Origin of the sequence: Azospirillum sp. 11R-A, from assembly GCF_049472615.1 — a bacterium.
Taxonomy (GTDB): Bacteria; Pseudomonadota; Alphaproteobacteria; order Azospirillales; family Azospirillaceae; genus Azospirillum; species Azospirillum palustre.
This window is the reverse complement of sequence record NZ_JBCEBL010000001.1, coordinates 249001-265181: the sequence shown is the minus strand read 5'-3', so window position 1 is coordinate 265181 and position 16181 is coordinate 249001. Positions and strand designations below refer to the sequence as shown.

Below are 16181 nucleotides of genomic sequence, written 5' to 3'. Positions count from 1 at the left end.
TGTGCATCGGGCATTATGACCGCAACCATCCTGTTTCTGTTCGCCGCCACCTATCTGGGCATGGCGCTGGGCGGCTTTCCCGGCCTGCGCATCGACCGCACCGGCATCGCGCTGGTGGCAGCGATCCTGTTGCTGGCAACCGGGGCGCTGGATACCGCCGCCGCCGTGTCGGCCATCGACTTCCCGACGATCTTCATCCTGCTGGGTCTGATGATCCTGTCGGCGCAATATGCCGGCAGCGGTTTCTACGACTGGTGCGCGCTGAAGGTGGCGCAGGCGGCGAAGTCGCCGGCGCGGCTCCTGGCGGTGATCGTGCTGGTCGCCGGCGGGCTGTCTGCGGTGCTGGCGAACGACGTGGTCGTCTTCGCGATGACGCCGATGCTGTGCTTGGGGCTACAGGCGCGCAAGCTGGACCCGCGGCCCTACCTGATCGGGCTGGCGGGCGCCGCCAATGCAGGGTCGGCGGCGACGATGATCGGCAACCCGCAGAACATCCTGATCGGGCAGGTCGGCCATCTCGATTTCTGGCGCTTCCTGGCGATCTGCGGCGGCCCGGCGCTGGCGGCCATGGCCATCGCCTATGCGACCGTCTGGCTGGTCTGGCGCGGCCGTTTCGGCATGCCGCAGGAGGGGCACGGGGACGCCGTGCAGGCGGCGCCGAAGCTCGACCGCTGGCAGTTGGGCAAGGCGGTGGCGGCGACGCTCGTTCTGCTGATTCTGTTCACCCGCGACATCCCGCAGGAGCATGCGGTGCTGCTGATCGCCGGTGTGATGATGGTCAGCCGCCGCATGGCCAGCCGCGACATGCTGGGCATGGTCGACTGGCATCTTCTGGTGCTGTTCGGCGCGCTCTTCGCGATCAACCATGCGCTGGGGCTGACCGGCATTCCGACGGCGCTGGTCAACGACCTGAGCGCGGCAGGATGGCTTCCCGACCGGCTGGCGGTGATGCTGCCGCTGTCGCTGGCAGGCAGCAACACCATCGGCAACGTTCCGGCGGTGATCCTGCTGCTGGCTGCCTGGCCGTCGCCGCCCGAAGGGGCGCTCTACGGGCTGGCGCTGCTGTCGACCCTGGCCGGCAACCTGCTGCTGCCGGGCAGCCTCGCCAACATCATCGTGGCGGAGCGGGCTGCCGCTGCCGGCGTCAAGCTGGGCTTCGTCGAGCATGCGCGCTGCGGCGTGCCGATGGCGCTGCTGTCGATGGCGGTGGCGGCGGTCTGGCTGTGGGCCGGTGGCTGGATGGGGCTGTGACGGGCAGGCTGTGACCTGTGACCAGCGCGTGACTTTCGGAACTGCAAGCCCCTTCTGCCGGGTGCGACAAATGGGGTACTCTGTTCGGAGCGCCATTGTCGTGCGCCGGGGTGGGGGAGCGCTGTGGGTCTGGTCGGCCAATTCCTTGAATTTATCGAAAGTGCCCCGAACCAGTCGCTGCGGTCGCTCAGCGATCGGGTGCTGCGCAAGTGTCGCGATCTGACGGGTGCCGAGGCCGGCACGGTCTTCATGTTGCGCGGGCAGGGGCGGCACCGTCATCTCGATGCGGTCAGCGCGCAGAACGACGTGATCCGCGCCAGGCCGACCCTGTTTTCGGTGCCGGTCAGCCAAGCCTCCATCGTCGGCTATGTCGCCGCGACCGGCGAGACGCTGCTGCTGGAGGATGCCTACGCCATTCCGGCCGACCGGCCCTACAGCTTCAACCCGGCCTTCGACCAGCGCACCGGCTTCCGCACCCGGTCCATCATGGCCTTCGCGTTGAAGGGGTTCCGTGACCGGCCCATCGGCGTGGTGCAGTTGATCAACCGCCGCCCGCTGGAGGGGCCGCCGGCCTTTCTGCCCGACCATGAGCAGATGATCGCCCCGGTCAACCACATCGTCGGCCGGGCGCTGGAACGCGCTGCGACGCTGGAGCGGTTGACCGAACGCAACCGCGCCCTGACCAAGGAGCGCCGCCGTGTCGCCGAACTCCAGGCGGAGACGGAGCGGGCCTTCATGGTGTCGGTCAATCTGCTGGCCCGCGCTGCCGAGGTGCATGACGAGGACACCGGCAACCACATCCTGAGGGTCAACGAATATTCCTACATGCTGGCGACCTGGGCCGGCTGCAGCCGCGCCTTTTGCCGGGAGATCCGCTTTTCCGCCGCCCTGCACGATGTCGGCAAGATGAGCGTCGATCAGGCGGTTCTGCACAAGCGGGGCCGGCTCGACGAGCGTGAGCTTGCGGAAATGCGGCGCCATCCGGTCTATGGCCACGACATCCTGGTCGCATCGGACCGGCTGAAGATGGCCGCCGAGATCGCGCTGTACCATCACGAGCAATGGGCCGGCACCGGCTATCCGTTCGGCATGAAGGGCGAAGAAATTCCCCTCGCCGCCCGCATCGTCGCCATTGCCGACTGTTATGACGCGCTGCGCAGCGCCCGGCCCTACAAGCCGTCATTCAGCCATGAGAAGACGGTGGACATCCTGCTGAACGGTGATGATCGCCTGGACCCGAAGGTCCATTTCGACCCGCGCCTGCTGGCGTTGTTCGCCGCCCGCCATGCGGAGTTCGGTGAGATCTGGGAGCGGCTGAAGGATCAGGAAACGCAGGATGCCTGAGGCCTGACGAAAGAGGGCCGGTGCGGGCGGTCCACGACCTCCCGCACCGGCCCTGTCTCAGGCTCAACCCGCTCAGGTGCGGGTCACTCGGCCGGATTGGTCGCGGCGAGCGCGCGGCGGCGGACCCAGCGGATGCTCTTGATCGCGAGCCACAGACCGCCGATGGCAAGGCCGGTCAGCAGCAGGATCTTCGGTCCATCCTCGCCGATGGCGGCGGCAGCCTCACCGAACATGTAACCGGCGCCGGCGAAGCTCCAGGCCCAGATGCCGGCGGCGATGAAGTTCCAGAACAGGAAGCGCGACCACGGCATCCCCGAGGTGCCGATGGCGACCGACGCGATGTTCCGGACGCCGTAGAGGAAGCGGAAGACCAGGATGAAGGCGACGCCGTATTTCTCCAGCCAACCCAGCACCCGGCAGGCGTGGGCATCAGCGGAGGGGAAACGGGCCAGTGCCTTCTTGCCCCAGCGGCGGCCCAACCAGAACCAGACCTGATCGCCCAGGAAACTGCCGACCCACACCGACCCGACCAGCCAGTAAAGATTGACGATACCGAGCTTGGCGCCCATCCCGCCGAAGATTACAAATGTTTCACCTTCAAAAAAGGCCCAGACAAAGGCCATCGGGTAAAAGGCGTTCCCCCATTCCTGCAACCACGAAATCCAGTCCAAAGCTCCCTCCGGGAGACGTCGCATGTGGGTTCGGCGTGCCCGGCGGCGCTTTGATACCGCTTTATTGTGCGATGCGGCATATAAAGCGTGGGCTGGAAGGGATCATGACATAAAGCCGTGTGGTTTGTCTCGGAAACTTTATTGACGAAGGGACGCACCCAGCAGTGAGACTGGGGCAGTGAGACTGGCGTGTCAGAAATCCTCGCCCGAGAGCTCTCCCACCGCCTGCCGCGCGGCACGCAGCAGGGCGGGGTTCGGCTCCCTCGTGCCTTCTCCGTCCTCGCCGTCGGTATCCCCGGAGTCGGGGGCGGCGCGGCGCTTCAGTTCGCGCGCCGCTTCGATCAGCAGATGGGCCAGCCGCTGGTCGGGCAGCGCCTGCACCAGTGCCCGCAATTCCGCGTTGGACAGTGCCGCCGGGTCGAAGGCCGGCGGGGGAGGCGGCGGGGCCGGGGGGGCGAGCGGCAGGGTCGCGACGCTCGCCGCCATCGCCGCCGCCCGGGGCAGCGGTGCGGCTTCCCGCACCACGTCCACGGCGACCTGGGCGGCCATGGTCGAGGGGGCGGCACCCGTCGCGGAAGCCCGCGCCCGGCGCGGCTTGCGCACCGGCTCGCTTTCCGGCAGGTCGTCGAACAATAGCCGTTGGACGCTCATCGCTGCAGATGCCCCCTGCGCTCCATCGATGCCGCCAGCGCTGCGGCGGCCAATCCCGTTCACTCGCAGTTTGCGATGTGTTCTCTTTTCATTCTAGAAATCGCGGTCGGTTTGTCGAGTGGATTCTGTCGGGCTATGCCTGAGGGGCATCCTGGACGGTCACCGCTTCCAGGAATCGCTCGGGCCGCAGCACGCGTGTGGCGCCGGCCTGGCGCACCGACAGGAGCTGACGGTCGACCGTCACCAGCCAGGGAACCGAGCCGCCGACGGCGGCGGCCAGGAACATGTCGTCCTCCGGATCGCGGCACAGCCGACCGACCGCGGCCGGTGCGACCAGAGTCATCTCCTCGCCGATGCCCTCCAGGAAGGCGCGGCGTTCGGTCGCGGCAGCGTAGCGGTCGAAGGTGGGGCGCATCAGCACCTCCCGCAGCTCGGCCAGCGTTTCGCTGCTGCCGACGAGGCCGCGGTCGGCACGCACCCGTTCCACGCACCGGCGGATCGCATCGTGGCGCCGGGCAGCAGCACGTCCCAGCAGCGCGTAGGCCACCAGGATGTTGGTGTCGAGCACGGCCCGGACGGGGGGGCGGATGGGGGAGCGAACCATGTCGGAGGCGGCTTTGTCGGAACTGAGCATTGATATATTGCAGGGCTGTGTCGGTTGAAGTTGTCGGGCCTGATACGAGGCGTCTGTTGTGGGCAGGGACGCTTTGCGGTAATAACCCGGTAAGGTGTGAACGGACTCTTTAGGACGGAAGTATCGGCATGACCAGCATCCTCGTCGTCGACGACAGCCGACTTGCGCGCAACATGGTTTCCAGCGTCATCGCCTCCTTGCGGCCCGACTGGACCATCGTCACCGCGGCGAGCGGCGAGGAGGGGCTGGAGATCGTCGGCGAGGCGCCGCCGGTCGCCGCTATCGTCGATTACAACATGCCGGGCATGGACGGGCTTGTTCTCGCCGAACGGCTGAAGGAGCGTTTCGTCGGCCTGCCGATCGGGCTGCTGACCGCCAATGTCCAGGACACGCTGAGGCGCAAGGCCGAGGCGCTGGGCGTCCGCTTCATCGCCAAGCCGATCACCTCGGACAAAATCCGCGACTTCCTCGCCGCGGCCGGGCAGTGACGGCGATGGGACAGCCCGGATCGGTTCCATCGGCGGACGACCCGCTCCGTCTCGACGCCGACGAGGCCGATGCCATCGCCGAACTGTTCAACATCGGCATGGGCGAAGCGGCCGCCGCCCTCAGCTCGATGCTGGGCGAGGAGGTGCATCTGTCGGTGCCGTCCTTCGCAGTCTCGACCCGTGCCCGCATCACCAGCGAGGTCGGCGACGAGCTGGATGGCGACCAGCCGGTCTGTGCGGTGCGCGGTGCCTTCACCGGTCCCTTCACCGGCGAAGCGATGCTGATCTTCCCCGAGCGCGGTACGCTGGCCCTGGTCGGCCGCCTCGTCCCCGTCGACCCCGCCGCCGAGGCGCCGGGAGAGATGGAGCAGGACGCGCTGACCGAGATCGGCAACATCATCCTGAACGGCTGCCTCGCCAGCCTGTCCAACCTGATCGGCGGCGAGCTGTCGGGTGCGGTTCCGGGTTATGGCGCCGGCGCGCCGGCGGCGGTGATCGGGTCCGGCACCGATCCGGTGCTGTTCGTACGCATCGACATGGCGCTGGCGGCCGGCGATGCCAGCGGCCATGCGCTGTTCCTGCTGGACATCGCATCGCTCGATGCCTTCCGCGAGGCGATCCGGCGGGCCTTGGCGGGGCTGTAAAAAAGGGGGGCGCGAACGCCCCCCGATTCCATCATCCCTCGATCTTCGAGAAGTCGGCCACCGCGTTCAGCGTCGTGCGGATCTGCGTCAGCAGGCGCAGGCGGTTGGCGCGCAGGTCCTTGTCCTCCGCGTTCACCGTGACCTTCTCGAAGAAGGCGTCCACCGGGCCGCGCAGCTTCGCCAGCGCCGCCATGGTGCCGGTGAAGTCCTCGGCATCCAGCTGCGGCTTCGCAGTGGCCGAGGCCTCGTTCAGCGCCGCGAACAGAGCCTTTTCCTCGTCCTGGGCCAGAAGGGCGGCATCGACCGGCCGGTCGAAACTCGCACCGTCCTTCTTCTCCTCGATGCGGACGATGTTGGACGCGCGCTTGTAGGCTGCTGCCAAGTTGGCGCCCTCGTCGGAACCGACGAACGCCTGCAAAGCCTTCACGCGGGCCAGCAGCCGGACCAGATCGTCCTCGCCGCCGAGCGCGAACACCGCATCGACCAGATCGTGGCGGACGCCCTGCTCGCGCAGCACCACCTTCAGACGGTCGGCGAAGAAGGACATCAGATCGCCGCCGACGCTGCCGGCCGGGGCGAAGCCGCTGACCTTGTAGGCGCCATGCGCCGCCGCGAAAATTTCGCCCAACTTCACCCGCAGCCCGTTCTCCAGCACCAGACGGATCACGCCCAGTGCGGCACGGCGCAGCGCGTAGGGGTCCTTCGATCCCGTCGGCTTCTCGTCGATGGCGAAGAAGCCGACCAGCGTGTCGATCTTGTCGGCCAGCGCCACCGAAACCGAAACCGGGGCGGTCGGGCAGCTGTCCGACGGACCCAACGGCTTGTAATGATCGGCGATGGCGTTGGCGACGTCGGCGCTCTCGCCCTGGCCCAGCGCGTAGTAGCGGCCCATGATCCCCTGAACCTCGGGGAACTCGCCGACCACCTCGGTCACCAGATCGGCCTTGCACAGCAGGGCGGCGCGGCTGGCGGCATCGCTGTCGGCACCGATGGCGCGGGCGATCTCGGCGGCCAGCAGCTGCACGCGGGTGACCTTTTCGGCCACCGTGCCCAGCTTGGCGTGGAAGGTGATCTTCTCCAGCGCCGGGACGCGGGCTTCCAGCTTGGTCTTGCGGTCCTGGTCCCAGAAGAACTTGGCGTCGGACAGGCGGGCGCGCAGAACGCGCTCGTTGCCGGCGACCACGGCCTTGCCGCCGTCCAGCGTCTCGGTGTTGGCCACGACGATGAAGCGCGGGGCCATCTTGCCCTCGGCGTCCAGCACGGCGAAATACTTCTGGTGGGTGCGCATGGAGGTGATGAGCACCTCCGACGGCACGTCCATGAAGCTCTCGTCGATGCTGCCCATCAGCACGACCGGCCATTCGACGAGGCCGGCGACCTCCTCCAGCAGGGCGTCGTCGGGCGACAGGGTCAGGCCCTGGGCCTTGGCCAGCGCCTCGGCGTCGGCCTTGATCTTGGCCTTGCGCTCCTCGCGGCCGAGCACGACCTTGGCGGCGCGCAGCTTCTCCTTGTAGTCGGCGAAGCTCTCCACCGTGAAGGCGTCGGGCGCCAGGAAACGGTGGCCGCGGGTGCCGTTGCCGAAGACGATGCGGCCCTGGGTGCCGCCGATGTCATAGCCGCCGTCGAGCACGCGCCCGCCGAACAGGGCGACGATCGAGTGCAGCGGACGGACCCAGCGCACGGTGCCGGTGCCCCAGCGCATCGACTTCGGCCAGGGCAGCTCGGCCATGGCGGCGGGGATGATTTCCGCCAGCACCTCGGCGGTCTCGCGGCCCTTCTTCTCGGTCACCGCGAAATAGAACACGCCCTTGCCGGTGTCGCGCTGCTCGCACTGGTCGAGGCTGTCGAGCCCGGCCGACTTCAGGAAGCCGGCGACCGCCTGCTCCGGCGAGCCGACGCGCGGACCCTTCTTCTCCTCGCGCACGTCGGCGGTGCGCTCCGGCAGCCCGTCGACCACCAGTGCCAGACGGCGCGGGGTGGAATGGGCATCGGCGGCCGTGAAGGTCAGGCCGTTCGCCGCCAGCTTGTCGGTGACGAGGCGCTTCAGGTCGTCGGCGGCCCGCGCCTGCATGCGGGCGGGGATTTCTTCGGAGAAGAATTCGATCAGGAGTTCGGTCATGGGTTTACTTCGCCCCCGTCCAGGCTTCGCAGCAGGCCTTGGCCAGCGTGCGCACGCGGCCGATATAGGCTGCGCGCTCGACAACGCTGATCACGCCGCGGGCGTCCAGCAGGTTGAACAGATGAGACGCCTTGATGCACTGGTCATAGGCGGGCAGCGCAAGATTCTGCGCCACCAGCGCCTGACACTCGGCCTCGGCGTCCTTGAAATGCTGGAGCAGCATGTCGGTGTTGGCGAATTCGAAATTATGCTTCGAGTATTCGATCTCGGCGCGCTTGAACACGTCGCCGTACTTCACGCCCTGGCCGTTGAAGTCCAGGTCGTAGACATTCTCCACGCCCTGCACATACATGGCGAGGCGTTCCAGCCCATAGGTCAACTCGACGGCGACGGGGTCGCATTCGATGCCGCCGACCTGCTGGAAATAGGTGTACTGCGTCACTTCCATGCCGTCGCACCACACCTCCCAGCCCAGGCCCCAGGCGCCCAGCGTCGGGCTTTCCCAGTCGTCCTCGACGAAGCGGATGTCGTGCAGCGCCGGGTCGATGCCGATGGCGCGCAGGCTGTCCAGGTAAAGCTCCTGCGCGTTGGCCGGCGAGGGCTTCATGATGACCTGGTACTGGTAATAGTGCTGCAGGCGGTTCGGGTTCTCGCCATAGCGGCCGTCCTTGGGCCGGCGCGACGGTTGGACATAGGCCGCCTTCCAGGACTCTGGCCCCAGCGCGCGCAGCGTGGTCGCGGGGTGGAAGGTGCCGGCGCCGACCTCCATGTCGTAGGGCTGCAGGATGACGCAACCCTGCTCCGACCAGAACTGGTGGAGCTTGAGGATCAGGGCCTGGAACGACAGGCCGCGGCGGTCGGCGGAATTTCCGCCGTCGGAAGTCCCGATCTGGGAGGCCATGGACGGTCCACAATAGAAATGTTGAAAACGCGCCGCACGATAGGCGGGCGCCAGCGTCAAATCAAGCCGCAGCGCGGCAGATCGCGCCGCCGCGGCGTCGTGTCTGGGGATGGCGGAGGGCGATTCCCGCCGTTGGCGGCCGTGTCAGCGGCCGTAGGGACAGGCCGGGCGGCCGCAGGACACCGCGGAGCGCGGGGCGACATAGGCGCCGCATTCCGGACATTTCTCCATGTCCTCCGCCTCAAACGCCGGGGCAGGCGCGCCGGCACTGCGCGCGGACGCGCCGCCGGCTGCGCCGCCGCGCCGTCCGTGCTGAGGGGGGGCGTCCTGGCGACGGGCGGCGCTGCGGGCGCGGCCGATCTCCTGCACGCGGTTGACCCAGCGCCAGCCGAACCAGACCGCGCCGATCACCAGCGCAAGAAGAATAATCTTGGACAAGGACATCATCGCCGGCAACCCGTCTGATCTCCCGCGCATTCAGCCCGCAGGTGACGGGAAGTCAAGGAAATAGACGGGGGAGTGGAAGGTGACAGGACCGCCGCGAGAGCATGCGGCGGTCCTGCGATAGCGACAGGCTTACTTGGCGGCGACGGCCGGGCGCCAGTTGTAGACCGGGACGACACCATAGGTACGGGTCATGTCGGCCTGCCGCACGCTGCGCACCAGAACCTCCGTCCCGGTGGCGACGCGGATGTCGGTGCCGAGCAGTCCGCAATCCTCCGGCACGATGTTGATGCACTGGGTGGCATCGACCCGGCTCAGCACGATGTCGAAGGGCAGGCCGTTGACGGCATAGACGCCGAGCAGGCCGGGGGCGGAGGTCGCCGTGCGCAGGGTCACCACGCCGGCCGGCAGCGCGCGGTCGCTGGCCGCGGTCGGACGCTGGTTGTGGCTATCGTCCCAAACGGGCTTGCCCGAGGAATCCAGCTTGGACTGGGCTGCAGCGCCGCCGCTGAAACCGGAGAGGGCCAGGGTCGCACCGCTCACCGCCGCCAAGGCCAGAATCGCCATCCGAAACCGCGACATCGTTATGCTCCGTACTAGTGTCTGTTCTTTTTGTCCGCCCGGGCCGTATGGAACGGCCGGGCATCGCCCTACTATATGGGATCCGATTCACGGCGTCGCTCTAGCCCAGAAAGCCTAATGTGTTCGGTCAAGGTCATGCTGTGCAGTGGTGGTGCCGACAGTTCGCTCTGGACGCCGGTTCGATGCTTGTGAATGATGTTTCTTGCATCCGTTGCCGAACGGGTTTCGATAAATACGCTTCGGTTGTGAAGTTTTCGCCCCGATCTTCCCCTCGGGCGGTGTGTAGGAGGGTTCTCGCGGCATGGCTGCGCTTTTTGCTGATGATCGAGGCGGCGCGATGATTGTCCCCAGGGATGAACCGATGCTGGAAACCGCTCGCCTGATCCTGCGGCCGACCCAGGCGGACGATTTCGATGGCTGGGCGGCGATGATGGCCAATCCGGAGGGAACCGAGTTCATCGGTGGCGTGCAGTCGCGTCCGGTCGCTTGGCGCGGTTTCCTGTCGATGGCGGGTGCCTGGTCGATTCAGGGCTTCGCCATGTTCTCCGTCATCGAGAAGGAGACCGGCCGCTGGGTCGGCCGGGTCGGGCCGTGGGTGCCGGACGGCTGGCCGGGGCCGGAAATCGGCTGGGCGATCATGCCGGATTGCTGGGGGCGGGGCTATGCGGTCGAGAGCGCTGCCGCAGCCATTGATTGGGTGTTCGACCATCTCGGCTGGACCGAAGTTATTCACACCATCCATCCCCGCAACACGGCCTCGCAGGCGGTGGCGCGCAAGCTGGGGGCGGAGGTGCGCGGGTCGACCTTGCTGCCTGAACCGGTCAACCCGCCGGAGGCGGATGTCTGGCACCAGACGCGTGAGGAATGGCGCGCAAGGCGGCGTATTGCGAAAGGCGTATTGCTCTAAAGCCATCCGCCCCGCCTTGCCGGTGTCGGGAGCGGCTGTGCCGGACTTAAAATTTCCGAGGCAATCGCCGATTCTTGTGCATTTTCACTAGAATTTTTGCGGATTGCCTATGCTATTGGTTTAGCCGTTGCATACCATTCGCAGCAATCCTATTGGCTGACCGATTGCAGGAGGGGCCCGTAAATGGCCAAGGAACAGGCACTCGCCCTCATTAAGCGCCTCGCCACCGACGGCGAATTCCGTAATCAGCTGAACGCCCTCGATATTCAGGGCAAGCAAGCCCTGCTGGCACAGAGCGGGTTCGGCGGTGTCCTTCCCGACCATGTCCACAGCGCCGCTGCCGACGCCTTCAACTCCCTGACGGGCAAAGAGAGCGGTCTGGACAGCGCCGTGGCAGTCGAGTCGATTGCGACCGCCGCCTCGGCTTCGGCGACGTCGGCTTCCGCCACCTCCGCTTCTGCCACTTCGGCGTCTGCGACCTCTGCCTCTGCCACTTCGGCCTCGGCCACGTCAGCTTCCGCCACCTCCGCGTCGGCATCTCCGGGCCCCGCCTTCTCCGCCTCCGCGCAGTCGGCATCCGCCTCCGCTTCGGCCGCTTCGGCGTCGGCGACCTCCGCATCGGCATTCTCCGCTGCCGCGCAGTCTGCGTCGGCTGTTCCGGCTCCGGCCTTCTCGGCGGTCGCCGCACCGGCTTCGGCGTTCTCGGCTGCTGCGCAGTCCGCGTCGGCTGTTCCGGCYCCGGCCTTCTCKGCGGTCGCCGCTCCGGCATCGGCATTCTCSGCTGCCGCGCAGTCGGCGTCGGCTGTTCCKGCTCCGGCCTTCTCGGCGGTSGCCGCTCCGGCGTCGGCGTTCTCGGCTGCCGCGCAGTCTGCGTCGGCTGTCCCGGCTCCGGCCTTCTCGGCGGTCGCCGCCCCGGCATCGGCGTTCTCGGCTGCCGCGCAGTCTGCGTCGGCTGTTCCTGCCCCGGCCTTCTCGGCAGTCGCCGCTCCGGCTTCCGCTCATTCCGCATCGGCGATGTCGGCATCGGCAACCTCCGCGTCTGCAACCTCCGCTGCGGCGCAGTCCGCTTCGGCGACGTCCGCTGCGGCCACTCCTGGGGCGTCGGCCTCCGCATCGCAGGGCCCGGCAGCGGCTGGCGACGATCCCAAGGCCGAGGCGTAATCGCATCGGGGCCGGCCTATCCTCACGGGAGACGGCCGGCCCCTCTTTGTCCTTATGCGTCCCGCGTCCCGCGGGGCGACAATCCATCTCCCTCCGAACCGGCCGGAACCGCGAGTCCTGATCCATCCCATGGCTGACAGCGCATCGCCCGACACCGTCTATCCGGAGTTCCCCGGCATCCGCCTGGGCGACACCGTCCACCGCGCCACCAAGCGCTTCTTCATCGGCACCCACCGCACGTCGACGCCGGAAGAGACGCTGGCCCGCATCTCGCCCCATTTCGCCCGCTGCGGCATCACGCGGCTGGCCGACGTGACCGGGCTGGACCGTCTGGGCATCCACACCGTCATCGGGCACCGGCCGAACAGCCCGACCCTGTCGGGCAGCGCCGGCAAGGGCTTCAGCCTCGCCGCCGCGACGGTCTCCGCCGCGATGGAGGCGATCGAGTTCCACCATGCCGAGCATCTGCGCCTGCCGCATGTCGAGGCGGCGTGGAACGACCTGCCGGCCGACGGACGCATCCCGCTGGACCGCTTGCCGGGAACCAAGCACGGCTCCTTCCGTCCCGACCGGCCGGAGATCTGGACCTGGGGCTGGGACCTGATCAGCGGCCGTCCGATCGCCGCTCCCTGGACCTCGGTCGGGCTGCACAGCATGCCGCCGGGGACCAAGCCGGGCGCGCGCAGCTTCTACGCCATGGGAACCAACGGGCTGGCCAGCGGCAACCACATCCTGGAGGCGGTCGCCTCCGGTCTCTACGAGGTGATCGAGCGCGACTCCGTGGCCTGCTGGCGCTATGCCGGCGACCGGCTCAACTGGCCGACGCCGCGGGTCAATCTGGACAGCATCGATGCGCCGACCGTGCGCGACCTGCTGCACCGGTTCGAGCAGGCCGGCATCCGTCCGCTGCTGTTCGACGTCACGACGGACCTGGGCGTGCCGAGCTACATGGCAATCGTCTATGACCGCGAGATGCGCAAGACCGGCATGAATCGTGGCTATGGCAGCCATCTGGAGCCGGCGGTCGCCATGTGCCGCGCCCTGACCGAGGCGGTGCAGTCGCGGCTGGTCCTGATCGCCGGTTCGCGCGACGACTTCTTCCGCCGCGATCTGGTCCGCAACCAGAATGCCGATGGCAATGCCGAGATCGCGGCGCTGGAGGCGACGCCGATCAACACCGACGGGCGCCGCCACCGGAACCACGCCACCCCGACTTTCGAAGGCGACATCACCATCCTGCTGACCGTGCTGCACCGCGCCGGGATCGAGCAGGCGCTCGTCTTCGACCTGACCCTGCCGGAGATCGGCATTCCGGTGGTGCGGGTTCTGGTGCCGGGGCTGGAAGGCTACCAGTTCGACTTCTACACTCCGGGTGCCCGGCCGCTGGCTTTCGCGGACGCTCTGAAGGCGCATGCGTCTCAGGCGCAAATGGGGGCGCAAATGGGATCGGTCGCATGAAGATCTGTGTGTTCCTGGGCCCCACCATGCCGGTGGAGGATGCCCGCGCGATCCTGCCGGATGCGGTGTTCCTGCCGCCGGCGGCGCAGGCCGACATCATCAGCGCCATGACCATCCACCGGCCGGACGTGATCGCCCTGATCGATGGGGTGTTCGGCCAGTCGCTGTCGGTCTGGCACAAGGAGATCCTCTATGCCCTGCACAAGGGCGTGGCGGTCTATGGCGCGTCCAGCATGGGCGCCTTGCGGGCGGCCGAATGCCATCCCTTCGGCATGGTGCCGGTCGGCGAGGTTGCGCGCGGCTATGTCGACGGCCGGCTGACCGGTGACGACGAGGTGGCGCTGGCCCATGCCGGTCCTGAAGACGGCTGGCTCCCGCTGTCGGAGCCGCTGGTGAACCTGCGCGCCGGCATGGCGGCGGCGCTGGCCGCCGGGGTGGCGGACCGGACCCTGCACGACCGGGTGATCGTCGCCGCCAAGGGGCTGTACTTCACCGAACGCACCCGCGACCGCATCTTCGCCGAAGCCGGGCTGAGCGGGGAGGAAACGGACCGGCTGCAGCGCTTCCTGGAAAGCTGCGGGATCGACCAGAAGCGCCGCGATGCGGAGGTTCTGCTAAGCCATCTCGGCAGCCTCATCATGCCGCCGCGGCCGGCGCCGTTCGACTTCAACGCGTCCCATTATTTCGATGTCCTGTACGAGCGCGACCGCCGCGTCTGCCATGGCGGCAACACCGTCCCGCTGTCGGAGATCGCCTCCCACGCCGCTCTGCATCGGCCGGACTTCGCGGAAATCAACAATGCCGCACTCGGCCGCCTGCTGATCCGCCAGTTCGCGGAGGTGATGGGCGTCACGGTGGACGAAGCGGCGGTGCGGACGGAAACCCGGCGTTTCTGCGCCATGCGCGGACTCGTGGGGGCGGAGGCGCTGGCCGACTGGTGCCGCCGCAACGACCTGACCGATGACGAGTTCAGCGAGCTGATGACCGAGCTGGCCATCGAACGGGCGATGCGGCTCTGGCTGGTCCCGCGCCGTTTCCTGGCGCGGACGACGAAGCCGGTGCTGAACGAGCTGCGCCTGCGCGGACTCTACGAATCCACGGCCGAAGAGGCGGCGCTGGTCGAGCGGGTGATGGAGCTGCATTTCGGCGACGCCAGCCGCCAGCCCAAGGAAACGGTGGAGCAACTGCTGGCCGAGCATGTCGCCAGCACCGCCTGCCGGGTTGATGCGCCGGCCGACGTCTGGTCGTATGAATATGGCTTCAAGGACCTGCTGGACCTGCGCATCGATCTGATGCGGGCCAAGCAGGTGCGCGACCTGTTCCGCCAACTGGCGGTTGAGGCGGAAGCGGCGTTGGCTCAGGCGGTGCCGCAGGAGCCCGCTGGAGAGGCGATGCCGGAAGAGGAGATGCAGACGTGACGAACGCTGAGGTGACCATCCGCGTGCCGACCCCGTTGCGCGGCTTCGTCGGCGGGCGCGATCAGGTGAGGGTGCCGGGCGCCACGGTGCGTGAGGCGCTGGCGGCTTTGACCGCCGGGCAGGATGCCTTCCGCGACCGGCTGTTCACCGCGGAGGGCGACCTGCGCCGTTTCGTGAATGTCTATCTCGGCCGCGACGATGTCCGTCGGCTGGGCGGGCTGGAAGCGGCCTTGCCGGCCGGCGCCACCCTGACCCTGATGGTCGCCCTGGCCGGCGGTTGAGGAGCCTCGCGTCATGAGCCTGAAGGACCGGCGCCTCGCCGAACTGCGCGCCCGCATCGCGGAAGTCGCCGCCCCCGACGCGCTGGCCCTGCAACGGGACGGTGCCCTGCTGGTCGATGTCCGCGAGGACGAGGAGACGGCGACCGGCAGCCCGGCCGGTGCGCTGCGCCTGCCGCGCGGCTTCCTAGAGTTGCGGATCGAAGAGAAGGCGCCCGATCCGGCGCGTCCCCTACTGCTGATGTGTGCCGGCGGCACCCGGTCGCTGTTCGCGGCAGAGGATTTGCTGCGGCTGGGCTATCGGGACGTGCGGTCGGTCGCCGGCGGCTTTTCCGCCTGGAAGGCCGGCGGCCTGCCGGTTGAAGTGCCGCCGCAGCTCGACGCCGCCCAGCGCGAGCGCTACCGCCGCCACCTGACCATGCCGGAGGTGGGGGAGGCCGGACAGCACAGGCTGCTGCGCAGCCGTGTCGCCCTGATCGGCGCCGGTGGGCTGGGCTCGCCCATCGCGCTGTATCTCGCCGCTGCCGGGGTCGGGCGCCTGACCCTGATCGACGACGACCGGGTCGAGCGCAGCAATCTTCAGCGCCAGATCCTGCATGCCGAAAGCCGGCTGGGCCAGCGCAAGGTGGAGAGCGGCCGCACCGCCCTGCTCGACCTCAACCCGACCATCGAGGTGGTGTCGCACGACACGCGGCTGGAGGCGGCCAATGTGCTGGACCTGTTGGCCGGGCACGATGTGGTGGTCGACGGGTCCGACAATCTGCCGACGCGTTATCTGGTCAACGATGCCTGCCTGCGGCTGGGCGTGCCGAACGTCTATGGCGCCATCTTCCGCTTCGAAGGGCAGGTGTCGGTGTTCGGCGGAGGGGCGCCGGGCGTGCGGCCCTGTTACCGCTGCCTGTTCCCGGAACCGCCGCCGGCCGAATATGCACCGTCCTGCGCCGAAGCCGGCGTTCTGGGCGTGCTGCCCGGCGTGATCGGCACCATCATGGCGGCCGAGACGATCAAGCTGCTGCTCGGCCTCGGCGAACCGCTGGCCGGACGGCTGTTGCTCTATGACGGCCTGCGCGGTGAGTTCAACGAGATCGCGGTTCCGGTCGATCCCGATTGCCCGTCCTGTTCGGCCGGGGCGCATCCGGAATTGAGCGACATCGCGGCGGTGTGCGCGGGGTGATGGAGAGCGGTGGCGTATTCCCTGTCCCGCAATCGGACCGGCCTGCTGTCGGCCGG

General features: G+C 68.1%; 17 protein-coding genes. 10 read left to right on the top strand and 7 right to left on the bottom strand.

Going from position 1 to position 16181, the window contains the following annotated elements:
• Positions 1-15 precede the first annotated feature (15 nt).
• Both VH569_RS01330 and VH569_RS01325 read left to right on the top strand, forming a co-directional pair.
• Positions 16-1251, top strand: coding sequence for an SLC13 family permease (locus VH569_RS01330; RefSeq protein ID WP_423313397.1), 1236 nt, complete (start codon positions 16-18; stop codon positions 1249-1251).
• A 123-nt stretch (positions 1252-1374) separates the two neighbouring features.
• Positions 1375-2595: an HD-GYP domain-containing protein gene (locus VH569_RS01325; protein WP_423313395.1), complete on the top strand. Its 1221-nt coding sequence runs from the start codon at positions 1375-1377 to the stop codon at positions 2593-2595.
• A gap of 83 nt (positions 2596-2678) precedes the next feature.
• Here VH569_RS01325 and VH569_RS01320 read toward each other — a convergent pair whose 3' ends face one another.
• The 3 genes from VH569_RS01320 to VH569_RS01310 form a co-directional block, all read right to left on the bottom strand.
• Positions 2679-3218 carry a DedA family protein gene (locus tag VH569_RS01320; protein WP_376956949.1) on the bottom strand — a complete coding sequence of 180 codons (540 nt, stop codon included), beginning with the start codon at positions 3216-3218 and terminating at the stop codon, positions 2679-2681.
• A gap of 240 nt (positions 3219-3458) precedes the next feature.
• On the bottom strand, positions 3459-3917 hold the full coding sequence (locus VH569_RS01315) for a hypothetical protein (RefSeq protein WP_423313393.1): 459 nt from the start codon (positions 3915-3917) through the stop codon (positions 3459-3461).
• A 133-nt stretch (positions 3918-4050) separates the two neighbouring features.
• On the bottom strand, positions 4051-4521 hold the full coding sequence (locus VH569_RS01310; RefSeq protein ID WP_423313391.1) for a putative toxin-antitoxin system toxin component, PIN family: 471 nt from the start codon (positions 4519-4521) through the stop codon (positions 4051-4053).
• 158 nt (positions 4522-4679) lie between these two features.
• Between VH569_RS01310 and VH569_RS01305 the strand changes: the two genes are divergently transcribed.
• Entirely contained in the window at positions 4680-5039 is a 360-nt protein-coding gene (locus VH569_RS01305; protein WP_109445820.1) for a response regulator, read from the top strand.
• Positions 5040-5044: 5 nt separating this feature from the next.
• On the top strand, positions 5045-5683 hold the full coding sequence (locus VH569_RS01300) for a chemotaxis protein CheC (RefSeq protein ID WP_423313388.1): 639 nt from the start codon (positions 5045-5047) through the stop codon (positions 5681-5683).
• 31 nt (positions 5684-5714) lie between these two features.
• On the opposite strand, the gene glyS is transcribed toward VH569_RS01300, so the two are convergent.
• The 4 genes from glyS to VH569_RS01280 all read right to left on the bottom strand — a co-directional run bounded on the left by glyS (position 5715) and on the right by VH569_RS01280 (position 9729).
• Entirely contained in the window at positions 5715-7802 is a 2088-nt protein-coding gene (glyS, locus tag VH569_RS01295) for a glycine--tRNA ligase subunit beta (protein WP_423313386.1), read from the bottom strand.
• A gap of 4 nt (positions 7803-7806) precedes the next feature.
• Positions 7807-8703: a glycine--tRNA ligase subunit alpha gene (locus VH569_RS01290; RefSeq protein ID WP_376956938.1), complete on the bottom strand. Its 897-nt coding sequence runs from the start codon at positions 8701-8703 to the stop codon at positions 7807-7809.
• A gap of 144 nt (positions 8704-8847) precedes the next feature.
• Positions 8848-9147: a hypothetical protein gene (locus tag VH569_RS01285; RefSeq protein WP_423314111.1), complete on the bottom strand. Its 300-nt coding sequence runs from the start codon at positions 9145-9147 to the stop codon at positions 8848-8850.
• A 132-nt stretch (positions 9148-9279) separates the two neighbouring features.
• Entirely contained in the window at positions 9280-9729 is a 450-nt protein-coding gene (locus VH569_RS01280; RefSeq protein WP_423313382.1) for a hypothetical protein, read from the bottom strand.
• Between the two features lie 301 nt (positions 9730-10030).
• Here VH569_RS01280 and VH569_RS01275 point away from each other — a divergent pair, with 301 nt between their 5' ends.
• From VH569_RS01275 to moeB, 6 genes are all read left to right on the top strand, one after another.
• The gene (locus VH569_RS01275; protein WP_423313380.1) at positions 10031-10636 is read left to right on the top strand and encodes a GNAT family N-acetyltransferase; all 606 of its coding nucleotides are present in this window, start codon (positions 10031-10033) and stop codon (positions 10634-10636) included.
• 183 nt (positions 10637-10819) lie between these two features.
• Positions 10820-11797 carry a hypothetical protein gene (locus VH569_RS01270; protein ID WP_423313378.1) on the top strand — a complete coding sequence of 326 codons (978 nt, stop codon included), beginning with the start codon at positions 10820-10822 and terminating at the stop codon, positions 11795-11797.
• 129 nt (positions 11798-11926) lie between these two features.
• Positions 11927-13255 (top strand): YcaO-like family protein, encoded by a 1329-nt coding sequence (locus tag VH569_RS01265; protein ID WP_423313376.1) that lies wholly within the window; start codon positions 11927-11929, stop codon positions 13253-13255.
• Entirely contained in the window at positions 13252-14673 is a 1422-nt protein-coding gene (locus VH569_RS01260) for a TfuA-like protein (RefSeq protein ID WP_423313374.1), read from the top strand. The genes VH569_RS01265 and VH569_RS01260 overlap by 4 nt, the downstream gene beginning before the upstream one ends.
• Positions 14670-14954, top strand: coding sequence for a MoaD/ThiS family protein (locus tag VH569_RS01255; protein WP_423313372.1), 285 nt, complete (start codon positions 14670-14672; stop codon positions 14952-14954). Before VH569_RS01260 ends, VH569_RS01255 begins: the two co-directional genes overlap by 4 nt.
• 13 nt (positions 14955-14967) lie before the next feature.
• Positions 14968-16125, top strand: a complete 1158-nt coding sequence (gene moeB / locus VH569_RS01250) for a molybdopterin-synthase adenylyltransferase MoeB (protein WP_423313370.1) — start codon at positions 14968-14970, stop codon at positions 16123-16125.
• The last annotated feature ends 56 nt before the right edge of the window (positions 16126-16181 follow it).